Genomic DNA, 13403 nt, shown 5'->3' with positions numbered 1-13403 from the left:
CATATTTAGTGGCAGGTACAACACCAGTAAATATAAACCCGTCAAGCGAAGGACGGGGTTTTAAACCCAGTTTTCTGATAAATCCGGGTGCAAGAGTGCGGCAGAGACTTGCGCCCAGAAACCGGGTTGATCACCGTTTAAGGCTCAAATTATGCCTTTAGGGGTGAGGAGTCTCGGCCCTACCCTCAACTTGAGTTGTGGGGAAAGGGCGAGCGAGCTTGCGAGGCGGATGAGTTAGATGCGAGAATTATCGGGGGCAATCGGTGCAGAGGTCAAGCTGTAGTATGATTTCTAATTGCACAAAGTGTTTTTGGGGCGATCGCAAATTTCTAACATTTCTAGCTTAGCGACTACTATAGATTCAACAGTGTCCGCAATCTTTGAGAGCAACTCTCTAGAACTTGCGACCTGATGCAGCCAAATTACTTAAGAACATTGAACGTGCAGTTTAAATTAGAGGTTATAGGCTAATGGCGAACCGGAACAGATACTCGCCAAAAGGCGACGCAGGGGATGCACAATCAGCAGAAGAAGTCCTCAACTCAGTGATGCAGGAACTGGACGCTTTGCATGAAAATGTCAAAGGTCAGTTAAATCAGGACATTACTCGCCTGCAAACTGAAAAAAATCACCTGATTGAAGATATTGAAGGCCTCCGGGATCAATATCGCAAATTGCAGTCCCAGCAAATGGAATCTCTGTCTGGGCGATACATTCAGCAGCAGCAATTGTGGCTGAAGCAGTTGGCTCAAGTTTTGGCTCACAATTTGCAAGATTTGTTGGTGCAGCGGTTCAACGAACTCAGCGCTAACTCAGGACATTCTCTCAGCAGCCCGATTCCCAGCGGCGAATTCCCGATCCCGATGCCCCCGAGCAATTACGACGAACGGGCCTCGGAATTACTCGCGGCGTTAGATGAGCGGATCGATCGCAGTTTCCAGATGCTGGAACAAGATTTGAGCAGCTATGAAAGCGAGCTATCTGTGCGGCTCAACAACATGAAAACCCTCGAACTCCAAGGGGAAGAGCTGTTACAAAATCTTGTCAACCGCATTCGGGAAGAACTCGAAGAAGAAGAAGCATATCTTGACAATCCTTTCGACGCTCAAGATTCCTATCCCGAAGCATCAACTAATTCGGTTAATTCTATCCGCCCGCAAGTTCTGCCGCCAGCACCTGCGGATGCGCGGCGAGCCGTGCCCCAGCCAACAGCGGCGCCTTCGGCAGTCGCGACAGCAACTTCTCAAGTGCAAGCAGGTTTGATTCTAGCTTTGTCTTCGGCGGTGGTATTGTCGCTGTTTAATGTTTGTTTGAGAATTATCATTAAAAGCAGAAATCCTCGGATGATTTTTGGCTTGTTTGAACTTGATGGGGTGGTAACTCGGGGTTTTGGAAATTCTTTGTTGATTTTGTTGATGCGGCTGATCGTGGTAATGACTTTGATGCCGGTATTGGCGACATTTCTGTATCCTTCTGTGTGGAAAGATATTAAACGATTGTTCCAGTCGGGCGATCGAGCTTTGTGGAGCAAGGTTTTAGGAAGCGCATTTTTTCTGTTTTTGTCTCAGGTTTTGATTTATCTGGCGATCGGCAATATTCCGGCAGGGATTGCAATTACCATTTTCTTTATTTACCCGATCGTCACTGTACTCGGTTCTTGGGTCTTGTTTGGCGCTCGCCCAAGTACGATCGGCTTTTTGGCAATGTTCGGGATTACCGCAGGTCTGATTTTAGCTGGATGGCCGAGTTTTGCCGCACCAGCTCCGGGCGGTGGCAATGTCGGGGTGGGAGTCTCCGCGGCACTGGCTTCTGGGATTACCTTTGCAGGTTACGTATTGCTGACGCAGATGGCCGCTGGCAAGCTGCACCCGATTCCTTTTAGTTTAGTTAATTTCGCCGCAATTTTTGTATTTTCCGCCCTGAGTTTGTGGGTGCCGCTCTCGGAAAATTTGGCTCCTCAAATCGACCAAAACGTTTGGCCTGGTTTGATTGTAGGAGGCGTTATTTTAGGCGTCCTGACGCTGTTTAGCTATCTTTTGAACAATTTTGCCATCCGGTTCGCGGGGGCAGCCTTAGCGTCAGTAATTGGGACTTTGGGCCCGGCGATGACCGCACTTTTCGGGTTTCTAATTATCAATGAAAAGTTGGAGCCTGTGGCAATTCTCGGCATGATTGTGGTGACGTTGAGCGTGGCTGCGATGAGTGTAGAACGTATGATGGCTCCTCAGAAGAAGGCTACTTAAGGTAGAAACTGGTGTTTGATCGTGCGGGCTTTAGTCCTGGGATTTATGCGGACTAAAGTCCTCACTACGAACCTGTTTTATTAAGTGTTTGTAGTGAGGACTTTAGTCCTCTGATTTTAAGGACTAAAGTCCTCACTACGAACCTGGATTTATGCGGACTAAAGTCCTCACTACGAACCTGTTTTATGGCGCTTAAAATAGAAGCGGACACAAAATCAAACGACAGAAACAACAACTCGAAAACCTACAATACTAGCCTTACAATCCGGCTGGTATCTCAGGCGGCACGCACTGCGACAATTCGGAGGATGATCGTTCCAAGAACCGCCCCGCAACAACCTCAGCGAAAAGTCGCCGCTAGACTCCCAAACGCTACCATCAACAGGCGCACCGTTGTAATTATTGTGCCAAGCATCCGCGCACCATTCCCACACATTTCCGTGGAAATCGTACAATCCGAAAGCATTGGGTTTAAAACTGCCCACATCTGTAGTTTGAAAGCGATAAACACCCTTCGGCGCATCAGCGTAATTAGAATTTCCGTTGTAATTTGCTAACTCGCTGGTAATCGTTTCCCCAAAGTGAAAGGGCCCCGAAGTTTCCCCCCGACAAGCATATTCCCATTGGGCCTCGCTCGGCAAGCCATACTTCTTACCTGTTTTGCGAGAAAGTCTAGCGCAAAATTCGACAGCCTCGTACCAAGATACATTCTCGACAGGTCGATTTACACCTTTAAAACGGGGAGCATCGGGATTGAGATATATTTTAATTTCCGGCAGGGCTGCTACTGCTGTCCATTGCGACTGAGTAACTGGAAATTTGCCAATATAAAAAGGTGATATCGTTACTGAGTGCTGCGGTTTTTCGTCGCCATCACCCCGATCTTTTGGGGTACCCATCAGGAAAGTACCGCCAGGAACAGATACCATTTCCATGACTGCGCTGCGGCCGATATCTTCTTCAAAAAAATGCGCTTTGCCACTTTTAATATTAATTTGCTTCCCGCGATTGTCTACTGTCACCACCTGAAATTCAAAAGTGCTTTTGACAGCAGCAATCTTTTGTCTTCCCTCGTTGTGAGGCGGATTTGTGTTAGATTTTACCCTCTGATTCACAGAGATATTGCTGTTGATTTGCCCGCTATGATTGAGCTGGCTATTGATAGCAAGTTTTCCTCCCTCGGTTAGATAAGCATTGAGGGGAGGTAGGGCTGCCTTGGTTTGAGAAGAATTTAAAGCAAGTTGCCCACTTTTGACAAAATGGGGTTGAGGAGGTAAAGAATAGAGATTTAAAGCTTTAATGACTTCATCAGCAGATTGATATCTATTTTTGAGATAATCTTGAATTAATTTATCTAAAATTGTTGCCAACTCGCTGCTGATTTTTGTGTCGGCTGGCAACCGTTCTCTCCAAATCCAGCCGCCGTTAATCGGATCGTAAAGGTCGTCGGAACCGTCAACTTTCGGCAAACATTGAGTTAGCAGCCTCAGACAAGTTATCCCCAAACTGTACAAATCGCTTCCGGGGAAAACTTGACCGCGCATTTGTTCTAGAGGCGAATATCCGGGCGTTCCTACGGTGGTACCTACTTGGCTCATCAGCGAGCCCGTCACTTGTTTGGAAACGCCGAAATCAATCAAAACTAACTCTCGGCGCGCTCCCCTGCGGAAAGCTGAGTTGCGGAAATTTCCCGCCAATAGAGATGGATTGGGGGAGGTGCGGCGGCGGATGATATTCTCAAGTTTGATGTCTCGGTGAATCACATTGCGATCGTGCACAAATTTCAGAATCGGCAAAATATCTGCCAGCAACTGCCAAATTTTTTCTTCGCTAAAAACGCCCTGCTGAGTTAATTCAGCCAGTAAATTTTGGCCTTCAATCAACTCTTGTACTAAATAAAGCCGCTTGTCTTGTTCAAAATAAGCAATTAATCGAGGAATTTGGGGATGTTCGCCGAGTTCGTAAAGTCGTTTAGCTTCTTGCTTAAACAGTTCTGTAGCCTTTTCCAGTGCTGAGGTTCCCTGAACTTGGGGCATAAACTGCTTGATGACGCAGGGATCGTCCATGCGATCGATATCTACCGCTTCATAAGTTCTGCCAAATCCCCCCTCGCCCAACAGTCGAATCACGCGGTAGCGGTTCCTGAATAGAGGCGTGAGGTCGGCCTGGCCGCAACTTTGACAAAATTTAGATTTGTCGGGATTGAAAGGATTAGAGCACCTTGGATTCGAGCAGTAGAACATATCTCTTAAGAGATGATCTGGTTAAAGTTATAATATACCTTTTCTGCCTGTTAATATTTATTTAACAGAGGAAAGTATCGTACAACTCGGCGATCGCCCAACGAAAAAGCATCGCACTCTCCGGAGCGCGATCGGGCTACAGACAAGAAGAGCTCGTACCGAATTGAAGAGCGATCGAGCCACTGGTAATTTTGAACCATTGAGTATTCATACCAGTTTCCCAAAATAATGCAACTGTAAGTCAGCTCCAAATCCTGATGCAGTCTATCATCTCCTATTCTAAAATCGAAAATCGTATTCGTTGGGCGATCGCCAGCTAACGACTCGGTGCAGTGGTGGCAAATATCACTGAAATACTGTCGCTGATTAGTTTATTAGCCTTTGGGCTACTTCAAGATGCAGATAAAAATATTAAACTCCCCGGAAACCGATCGGCGTTTCCATTGCATCGCGAGGACTGGGGTTAACTAATTTTCGATTTACTTTAGCCTCATATCGGTGGCCAATAAAAGCTAATATAATCCCGACCAACAATAAACTTGCCCCTAAATATTGAGCTAAAGTAGGAGATTCCCCTAAAATCAAATAAGCCATCACTATAGCTGCAATTGGGCTCACTAAATTGGCTAAATTTAGTTCCGTTGAAGTCGCATTTTTCAAAGCAGCGAACCAACATAATTGACCCGTGACGACAATAATCGCCGCATAGACTATCATCCATTTCCAAAGAAAAGGAGATAACACTTCTGCAAAATGGTTTGGCCCGTAAAGGATATTAGCCAATAGGAAAAAAATTACCGTCCCTAGAATATTGCGATAAATACTAAAAATTCCCAAGGGAATTGATTGTAATTGTAGTTTACCAACAACTGTCGAAATGGAACCAATGATCGCGGCAAGCGCTACACTAAGCTCTCCTATTCCAATTTGAAATCCAGCCATCGTCATCGTTTGGCCTGAACTCCCTAAAACAGCAGTCACTATCACCCCGGCTAAGGAAATCACAGAGCCTGCACCTGCCCAAAAATTTACCCGCACACCGAACAGCCAAACACCCAATACCAAGGTTAAAATTGGTTCGATGCGCCCAATTAAAACGATATTGGTAACATTTGTCTGTGCGAGGGCATTAAAAATTAACGCTGGAGCGATCGCCCCCGATAAAATACCTGTAATGGTTAAACTCATCCAATCTTTACGAGTCAAAGCTTTCAGAGTATTCGGGTTCCAGTCTCGATAAAAAATTACAGTCATTAACCCCAAAGCACAAATATTACCCACAAATAAGACATTGCAGAGTGAGATGGGATTTCTGCCATTTACAGCATGAGCTTGTCCAATTTCAACGATTTTACGAGTTAAGGAATTTGAACTCGCAAAAATTAAAACAGCAATCCCAAGATGTATGCTGCTGGGAAGTCGCATTAAAATCTTATGGACTCCATTAACAATATTCATGATTTGATATGGTTTGATTCCCGTACTATGTAACTGTCAACTGTCAACCTGTTTGCTATCAACTGTCAACTGTCAACTGTCAACTGTCAACTGCTATACTTAGCTTAAGGTGATGCCTTTTCATAGCCAATTTTCGGAGCCGAATAAATGGAGACAAACACAGCATCTTCACTATTCTCATTCACTGCCCCATGAATCTGATTTTTGTCTGCGATGGCAACTTCGCCAGCATTCAAGCTTTGACTTTCACCATTGCCTAAATAATAAGTCAAAGTGCCCCGCAGCATCACCCAAGTATCTTGTCCGTCGGGGTGAAAATGAGCTTGTACAATTTGCCCAGCCTTGACGCCCCAAATAGCGATGCTAGAATTTTCTGTCTCAATAATCTGTGTCACCTTAGCGACTTTATCGGAGAAACGAACATAAGCTTCTAAGGCCAAAATTCTGTCTTGCATGATTTTTGAATTACCGTTTTATTTGGGTTGAGGACAGGTTTTGTTGGTAAAATCACATTGATAAATATAGGGTTCTTGCCAATGGAGGGGAATCTCTAGTAAAGCTTTGGCACCAGTCATTCCCTCACCGATAAATAGCAGCAGAGCAAAACAATTGAGAATGATATGAACGGTGCGCCAGCGATTTTGTCTATCCTGATAAATATCTTGGACGATCGCCACTGAAAAAATCATCAATAAAGCGGCTGTAATACCGTAGTAAAAATGGGAAACAAACCATTCATTATCTTGACGATAAATTTCTGGCTGAAACCCTAAAATAATCAATCCCATGCCAGTTAAAGTGGCAAAAATGCCTCGCCATAGTTTAACTTTTGCCTTAAATAGTAGTGTGAAAGAAGCAATACTTAACAGGAACATCGCGATCAGAAACCCGACTCGAAAGGGTTCTTTGGTAAGGGTGTCGTTACTGAGGATTTTTGAGAAGATGGCATAGGCCATTCCCAGTAGGGCAACGGCTACAACTGAGCCACTCAACCAATTACCGATCGCTACGTGCTCGGAACCTACTACTGGCGGAATTTTACTTTTTTCCCCACCGGCAACTTGCAGGCGACGCTGACGGGTGAGTAGGGCGCGATTCACGACAATGCCGATTAAGGGAAAGACTACAAGAATGGCGATCGCCGGATGTAATAACGCAAAGATGTCTTGAAGTTCCATGTTACATATCCATTAATTATATAGATCGGGAATTGTCCCTTACTTACCACCAGCAAGGGAACAGACAAATTACTTCACTTCAGCGGCGGGAAAAGTCGCTACTCTCCCTTGCTTCACAGCGACAACAACATCGTAGGTAGCACAGTAAGAGAAGGTAACATTGTTGGCCTTGTTGTAGAGATTGACCACCATGCCTGCTCCACCGGGTTGTACTCCTAAGGGTAATAAATCACCATAGAAAAATCGTCGCAATTGGTCGCCACTACCAACTTGTCCTTTACTTTTACTAATAATATCGATTTTTTGCTGAACCGTCATTTCCGGGGCGGCGATCGCCGTATTTTGGAATTTTGGCAAAAAGCTATGTACAGCTACGTCTCCCGCACTGATAGCGCTAGCAATGGCTAGAGTAGCGAACAGAGGACTGAGGGATTTGAGTTTGAACATCTTCGTTTTTACCTGAGGAACGGTCGATGACAATATCATGATCTATTTCAATTTTTTTGAGAAGGAGGCAGAATAGAATATGTTATATGCCATTTTGGAATAGGTGCTGTATGGATCGAATTTCCTGTATGCAGACTTTCGTTCGGGCGATCGAACTGAAGAGTTTTTCTGCGGTAGCGCGGGAACAACAGACGACGCAACCCACCATTAGCAAGCAAATCGCCGCTCTAGAAAAATATCTGGGGGTACAATTACTCACTCGTTCAACTACCAACTTGAGTTTGACCGAGGAGGGCAAAAGATACTATCAATACTGTCAGCAGATTTTGGAAACCGTGGCCGAAGCGGAGGCTTGTTTAAAAGAGAAAGAACGAGCAACAGGCATTTTACGATTGGGCTGTCCTGTGCTGTTTGGGCAAATGCAGATTGTCCCTCGTTTAAAAGCTTTTATGAAACGCTATCCCGATGTCAAGATCGATCTGATGATGGCGGATCATTTTGTGGACATTGTAGAGAATGGTTTAGACCTTTTGATCCGCATTGGCAATCATCTGGATAGTTCCTTGATTAGCCATCGCATTGGCACGACGCGCCGTGTCACAGTGGCAACAACAGCCTATTTTGAGCAAGCGGGAGAGCCCCAAATACCGGATGATTTAGTGGATCATGATTGTATTGTTTATACCCATCTTTCTACGGGGAATGAGTGGCATTTTTTAGGAACAGATGGCACGATTAAGGTGCGGGTTGGGGGCTGTTTTCAAACTAATAGTTCTGTTGCTATTCGATCGGCAGTGTTATCGGGTTTGGGTATTGCTGTCGCGCCAGTGTGGATGTTTGGTGATGAGATTTACCGGGGCGAACTCAAGATTGTATTGCAGGATTATCAGCCGACTCCGTTGCCAATTTATGCGGTGTATCGTCGCAGCCGCTTTTATCCGGCAAAAATAATGAGTTTTATTGATTTTTTAGCGGAAGAGTTTAAGCTCGATGCCTGGGTTTGAGATTATGGGGTATTGCGATCGAGGTATAACGGCTAAGATGAGTTCGTAAAAATTCTTAACTCTAACTTTTCTAGCAAGTATAGAAACAAGAACAATTAAGGCTACAAACTAATATCATTTATAAAAAATATTACAATAATTTGAGCTTGTTTTATCAACTATTAGGTAAGGTGCGGATATGTGAGATTGTCGATTTTTATTTATGGATTTAAAAATGGCGGCGCACCCTACGGCTATTTCTCTTTTTTATGCGGACTGAAGTCCTCACTACGAACGAATTTACCAGGCTTGTAGTGAGGACTTTAGTCCTGGCTTTGATGCGGACTGAAGTCCTCACTACGAACGAATTTACCAGGCTTGTAGTGAGGACTTTAGTCCTGGCTTTGATGCGGACTGAAGTCCTCACTACGAACGAATTTACCAGGCTTGTAGTGAGGACTTTAGTCCTGGCTTTGATGCGGACTGAAGTCCTCACTACGAACGAATTTACCAGGCTTGTAGTGAGGACTTTAGTCCTGGCTTTGATGCGGACTGAAGTCCTCACTACGAACCTATTTACCAGGCTTGTAGTGAGGACTTTAGTCCTGGCTTTGATGCGGACTGAAGTCCTCACTACGAACCTATTTACAACTTACTGGGTTCGATCGCCGGAGCGCGCAGAGACACTGTTTTATCGGTAGCAGCCTTCGCCAACACCAACGATGGCACAGAATCGCGCAATTTGGCAGTCAACTGTGTAGTCGTCGCATCGTAAACCTGAGTGAGCATTTTTGGATACAAACCAATGCCAATAATCGGCACTAACAAAGCGGCAATAATAAACACTTCTCGCGGTTCCGCATCCACCAACTCTTCATGTTCCGCCAATTCCTTATTTTCCGGGCCGTAGAAGATTTCCCGCAGCATTGACAGCAGGTAAATCGGAGTCAAAATCACGCCAACAGCGGCCAGAAATACCACACAAACCTTAAACACCGGGTTGTAAGCATCGCTGGTTGCAAAACCTACAAACACCATCAATTCTGCTACAAAACCGCTCATTCCCGGCAATGCCAAAGAAGCCATAGAGCAAGCAGTCCACATGGCGAAAACTTTCCGCATTTTCTTGCCAACGCCGCCCATTTCGTCCAGCATCAGCGTGTGCGTGCGATCGTAAGTACAGCCTACCATGAAGAACAAACTCGCTCCGATCAAACCGTGGGAAACCATTTGCAGCATGGCGCCGCTAGTTCCCAAATCGGTAAAAGAAGCTATCCCAATCAGCACAAATCCCATGTGGGAAATTGAAGAATAGGCAATTTTTCGCTTCAAGTTGCGCTGAGCAAAAGAGGTTAAGGCGGCATAAACAATGTTCACTACACCCAAAATTACTAAGAGGGGTGCGAAGGTAGCGTGAGCATCGGGTAGCATTCCGGCATTCATCCGCAGTAAGGCGTAGCCACCCATTTTGAGCAGAATTCCTGCTAGCAACATATGGGCGGGTGCGGTTGCTTCGCCGTGGGCGTCAGGAAGCCAAGTGTGCAGGGGGAAAATTGGCAGTTTGACGCCGTAAGCTATTAAGAATCCTGTGTACAGGAGCAATTCTACATTGGGGGCGAATTCTTTGGCTGCGATCGCCCGCATATCGAAAGTCACGGTATCGCCGTAAAACGCCATTGTCAGCGCGCCCACCAAAATAAACAGCGAACCGCCTGCGGTGTACAGGATAAACTTGGTAGCTGCGTAGAGACGCTTTTTCCCGCCCCAGATCGACAAAATTAGGTAAATCGGAACTAATTCTAGTTCCCAAACCAGGAAAAACAGCAACATATCCTGTACGGCAAAAACTGCGATTTGCCCGCCGTACATTGTCAGCATCAAAAAGTAAAATAGCTTTGGTTTAAATGTGACTGGCCAAGCAGCTAAAGTAGCCAGGGTAGTAATAAAACCAGTTAGCAAAATCAGCGGCATTGACAAACCGTCAGCACCGACAGACCAATTTAAATCGAGTTGCTGCACCCAAGTATAACTTTCTACCAGTTGCAAGTCTGGATTGCTGAAGTCGTATTGAGTGCAAAAAGCGTAAACAAGTAGGGCAAAATCGATCAAACCTACAATTAGTGCATACCACCGCACCGTCTTGCCATCCTTATCGGGAATCAAAGGAATCAGCAGGGACGCAGCAATGGGAAACAGAATTGTTGTTGTTAACCAGGGAAAGTTAGCTGTATCCATTGCGTTTTAAAATTAGCCATCAATTATTAGGTTTAAACACATTTTGGCTGTTTTAGCCTAAATTTTATACTTTCTTTATACGAAACTATTTTTTTTGCTGTGTTGGCTACTATTTGTACGATCGCACAATTTGAGTTTAATCCAAGAAGACCGGGCGAATAGAATTCGCGTCTACAAAAACAAAACCCGCCTTCGCGGGTTGAAGAACCGGTGGTTAAAATCACCTTATTTTCTTCAGTCGGCGTCCGGCGGACTTCGTTTTTGTAGACGCGGTTTCAACCGCCGTATTATCTAATTGGTGGTGTCATTTCCCTACCTAAATGGAGGACACGGGAATGCCGTGTCCCGATCGATTTAACCAACTCCAGAAACGATCGCAAAACCCAACACTGCCACAAACACAATCAGGGCATAAAATTGAGCGCGGCCGTTTTCAAAGTATTTCAAAGCTTCGCCTGTTACCAGGGTGAGAAACCCTGTCAAGTTGACCAAACCATCGACAACTCGCAAATCCACTTCCATGACTTGCCGCGCTAAACGACGGCTGCCTCTGACGAAGAGAACTTCGTTGATATCGTCGAGATACCACTTGTTGAGGGAGAATTCATAGAGCGGTTTGATTTTTTGGGCGATCGCACCGGCATCAATTTTCCGGCTCAAATACATCAGAGAAGCCAAGGTAATGCCCAGCAAAGCAATACCGACAGAACTGCCGCCCATGATTAGAAATTCCGTCAAATCAAACTTAGCGGCGTGTTCCAAAACTTCTTCCAGAGACTCCCCTGGCGCGCGGACAAACTGCTCGAAATAATTGGCAAACGGCGTACCGAGAAAACCGATAAACACAGAAGGTACAGCCAGCAATACCAACGGTAGAGCCATTGTCAGAGGAGATTCGTGAGGAAAATGGTCGTGTGCGTCGTGACTTTCGCCAGTTGGTGCCAATTCCTTAACGTTCATCGCTCCGGGGCCGAAAACTAGACCCGGTTGCAGGAGTTGTTGCTTGATGGCGTTATTATTGCCCCGGAATTCGCCCTCAAAGGTGCTGAAATACATCCGAAACATATAAAACGCGGTCATCCCCGCAGTTACCCAGCTCACAGCCCACAGAGCGGGATTTGCTTGAAAAGCTTGGGCGAGGATTTCGTCTTTTGACCAGAAACCGGCAAAGGGCGGAATGCCGCAGATTGCTAAATTGCCGATTAAAAAGCAAGTAGCGGTAATCGGCATATATTTCCGCAAGCCACCCATAACTCTCATGTCTTGAGCGAGGGCGGGGTTGTGCCCGACGACATCTTCCATGCCGTGAATGACTGAACCCGAACACAGGAACAGCATTGCTTTGAAGTAAGCGTGAGTCATTAGGTGGAAGAGTCCGGCACTGTAGGCGCCGACTCCCATTGCCATTACCATGTAGCCCAATTGGGAGATTGTGGAGTAGGCGAGGCCTTTTTTGATGTCATTTTGGGTAATTGCGATCGAAGCACCCATGAAGGCTGTAAAACAGCCGGTGCAGGCGATCAAATTCATGACTACTGGCAAGCCTTCAAACACTGGATACATCCGAGCGATCAAAAAGACGCCGGCGGCTACCATCGTGGCGGCGTGGATTAAGGCAGAAATCGGTGTCGGGCCTTCCATGGCGTCTGGGAGCCAGACGTGGAGGGGGAACTGAGCCGATTTGGCTGCTGGGCCCAAAAATATCAAAACGCCGAAGATTGTCGCCAGAGTGGCGGAAAGGGCGCCGGATTCGACTAAAGAGTGGAGGCGTTCGCCCATCACCTCAAATTCAAAGCTGCCGGTGGCCCAGTAAATGCCGAGGATGCCCAGCAACAGGCCGAAGTCGCCGACGCGGTTGGTGACGAAGGCTTTTTGGCAAGCGTCAGCAGCGGGTTTGCGATCGTACCAGAAGCCGACTAGCAGGTACGAACACATACCTACCAGTTCCCAGAAAATGTAAATCTGAACGATGTTGGGGCTGATTACTAGACCTAGCATTGAGGCGCTGAAGATGCTCAGGTAGGCGTAAAATCGCACGTACCCGTCATCGTGTGCCATGTAGCCGTCGGTGTAAATCATCACCAAAAAAGCGACCGTAGTGACGATCGCCAGCATTACCGACGTGAGGGGGTCGATGATATAGCCCATATTCAGCGAGAAGTCCCCAGCAGAGGCCCACTGAATGGTTCGGGTGTAGGGTTCGTGGCCCTGTAGTTGACTCCACAGCAATGCGAAAGACATTACCGTTGCTCCTCCGAGGGTCGAAAGGATTAAAATCGCATTCGCTTGTCGGAGTTTGTTGGTTGCTTGGTTAAAGGTGATTAAGCCTAAACCTACTAGCATTGCGCCTGCCAGTGGGAGGACTGGAATCAGCCAAGCGTATTGATAAAGCAGTTCCATGACTGATAGGTAGTTTAAAGTTTCTACTAGATATTGCGAAAACTGTAAACAATTGTGACACAAGCCTGCACGACTGGGCAGTAAGACTCCCTACAATTCTTAAGTATTGCCGATCGACAATTCTTAAGAATTCCTGCCTATTTTCCCGATCGATCTAGTTCGCTTTAAATCTATGTCTAAAGATATATATAGCCGAGTCTCAGAAAGATGAGGTAC

Annotated in this window: 11 protein-coding genes; 3 read left to right on the top strand and 8 right to left on the bottom strand. The window is 46.0% G+C overall.

Annotated elements, in window-relative coordinates:
* The first annotated feature begins 470 nt into the window (after positions 1–470).
* A complete protein-coding gene (locus QZW47_RS14735) occupies positions 471–2243 on the top strand; it encodes a DMT family transporter (protein WP_293128191.1) in 1773 nt (590 codons plus the stop codon).
* Positions 2244–2458: 215 nt separating this feature from the next.
* Here QZW47_RS14735 and QZW47_RS14730 read toward each other — a convergent pair whose 3' ends face one another.
* From QZW47_RS14730 to QZW47_RS14705, 6 genes are all read right to left on the bottom strand, one after another.
* Positions 2459–4486 carry a bifunctional serine/threonine-protein kinase/formylglycine-generating enzyme family protein gene (locus tag QZW47_RS14730; protein ID WP_293128190.1) on the bottom strand — a complete coding sequence of 676 codons (2028 nt, stop codon included), beginning with the start codon at positions 4484–4486 and terminating at the stop codon, positions 2459–2461.
* Between the two features lie 50 nt (positions 4487–4536).
* Complete coding sequence (locus QZW47_RS14725) at positions 4537–4686, bottom strand: hypothetical protein (RefSeq protein ID WP_293128189.1); 150 nt, start codon at positions 4684–4686, stop codon at positions 4537–4539.
* A 211-nt stretch (positions 4687–4897) separates the two neighbouring features.
* A complete protein-coding gene (locus tag QZW47_RS14720) occupies positions 4898–5944 on the bottom strand; it encodes a DMT family transporter (protein WP_293128188.1) in 1047 nt (348 codons plus the stop codon).
* Between the two features lie 104 nt (positions 5945–6048).
* Positions 6049–6399: a cupin domain-containing protein gene (locus tag QZW47_RS14715; protein ID WP_293128187.1), complete on the bottom strand. Its 351-nt coding sequence runs from the start codon at positions 6397–6399 to the stop codon at positions 6049–6051.
* An 18-nt stretch (positions 6400–6417) separates the two neighbouring features.
* Positions 6418–7122, bottom strand: a complete 705-nt coding sequence (locus tag QZW47_RS14710) for a DUF4079 domain-containing protein (RefSeq protein WP_293128186.1) — start codon at positions 7120–7122, stop codon at positions 6418–6420.
* A 69-nt stretch (positions 7123–7191) separates the two neighbouring features.
* The gene (locus QZW47_RS14705) at positions 7192–7569 is read right to left on the bottom strand and encodes a hypothetical protein (RefSeq protein ID WP_293128185.1); all 378 of its coding nucleotides are present in this window, start codon (positions 7567–7569) and stop codon (positions 7192–7194) included.
* A gap of 128 nt (positions 7570–7697) precedes the next feature.
* On the opposite strand from QZW47_RS14705, the gene QZW47_RS14700 reads away from it, so the two are divergent.
* Together QZW47_RS14700 and QZW47_RS14695 are read left to right on the top strand one after the other, a co-directional pair.
* Positions 7698–8573 carry a LysR family transcriptional regulator gene (locus tag QZW47_RS14700; protein WP_293128184.1) on the top strand — a complete coding sequence of 292 codons (876 nt, stop codon included), beginning with the start codon at positions 7698–7700 and terminating at the stop codon, positions 8571–8573.
* A 248-nt stretch (positions 8574–8821) separates the two neighbouring features.
* On the top strand, positions 8822–9253 hold the full coding sequence (locus tag QZW47_RS14695; RefSeq protein ID WP_293128183.1) for a hypothetical protein: 432 nt from the start codon (positions 8822–8824) through the stop codon (positions 9251–9253).
* On the opposite strand, the gene QZW47_RS14690 is transcribed toward QZW47_RS14695, so the two are convergent.
* Positions 9198–10787, bottom strand: a complete 1590-nt coding sequence (locus QZW47_RS14690; protein ID WP_293128182.1) for an NAD(P)H-quinone oxidoreductase subunit 4 — start codon at positions 10785–10787, stop codon at positions 9198–9200. The genes QZW47_RS14695 and QZW47_RS14690 overlap by 56 nt on opposite strands.
* Before the next feature lie 354 nt (positions 10788–11141).
* Positions 11142–13187, bottom strand: coding sequence for an NAD(P)H-quinone oxidoreductase subunit 5 (locus tag QZW47_RS14685; protein WP_293128181.1), 2046 nt, complete (start codon positions 13185–13187; stop codon positions 11142–11144).
* Positions 13188–13403 lie beyond the last annotated feature (216 nt).

It is taken from the genome of Microcoleus sp. bin38.metabat.b11b12b14.051, assembly GCF_013299165.1.
Lineage (GTDB): Bacteria > Cyanobacteriota > Cyanobacteriia > Cyanobacteriales > Microcoleaceae > Microcoleus.
The sequence above is the reverse complement of the archived record's forward strand: the minus strand, read 5'-3'. Positions and strand labels throughout refer to the sequence as shown.

Bases quoted from the DNA above. Each gene is read 5' to 3' on its own strand.
- QZW47_RS14735 (WP_293128191.1), top strand. From the start codon at position 471: ATGGCGAACCGGAACAGATACTCGCCAAAAGGCGACGCAGGGGATGCA.
- QZW47_RS14730 (WP_293128190.1), bottom strand. From the start codon at position 4,486: ATGTTCTACTGCTCGAATCCAAGGTGCTCTAATCCTTTCAATCCCGAC.
- QZW47_RS14725 (WP_293128189.1), bottom strand. From the start codon at position 4,686: ATGGTTCAAAATTACCAGTGGCTCGATCGCTCTTCAATTCGGTACGAG.
- QZW47_RS14720 (WP_293128188.1), bottom strand. From the start codon at position 5,944: ATGAATATTGTTAATGGAGTCCATAAGATTTTAATGCGACTTCCCAGC.
- QZW47_RS14715 (WP_293128187.1), bottom strand. From the start codon at position 6,399: ATGCAAGACAGAATTTTGGCCTTAGAAGCTTATGTTCGTTTCTCCGAT.
- QZW47_RS14710 (WP_293128186.1), bottom strand. From the start codon at position 7,122: ATGGAACTTCAAGACATCTTTGCGTTATTACATCCGGCGATCGCCATT.
- QZW47_RS14705 (WP_293128185.1), bottom strand. From the start codon at position 7,569: ATGTTCAAACTCAAATCCCTCAGTCCTCTGTTCGCTACTCTAGCCATT.
- QZW47_RS14700 (WP_293128184.1), top strand. From the start codon at position 7,698: ATGCAGACTTTCGTTCGGGCGATCGAACTGAAGAGTTTTTCTGCGGTA.
- QZW47_RS14695 (WP_293128183.1), top strand. From the start codon at position 8,822: ATGCGGACTGAAGTCCTCACTACGAACGAATTTACCAGGCTTGTAGTG.
- QZW47_RS14690 (WP_293128182.1), bottom strand. From the start codon at position 10,787: ATGGATACAGCTAACTTTCCCTGGTTAACAACAACAATTCTGTTTCCC.
- QZW47_RS14685 (WP_293128181.1), bottom strand. From the start codon at position 13,187: ATGGAACTGCTTTATCAATACGCTTGGCTGATTCCAGTCCTCCCACTG.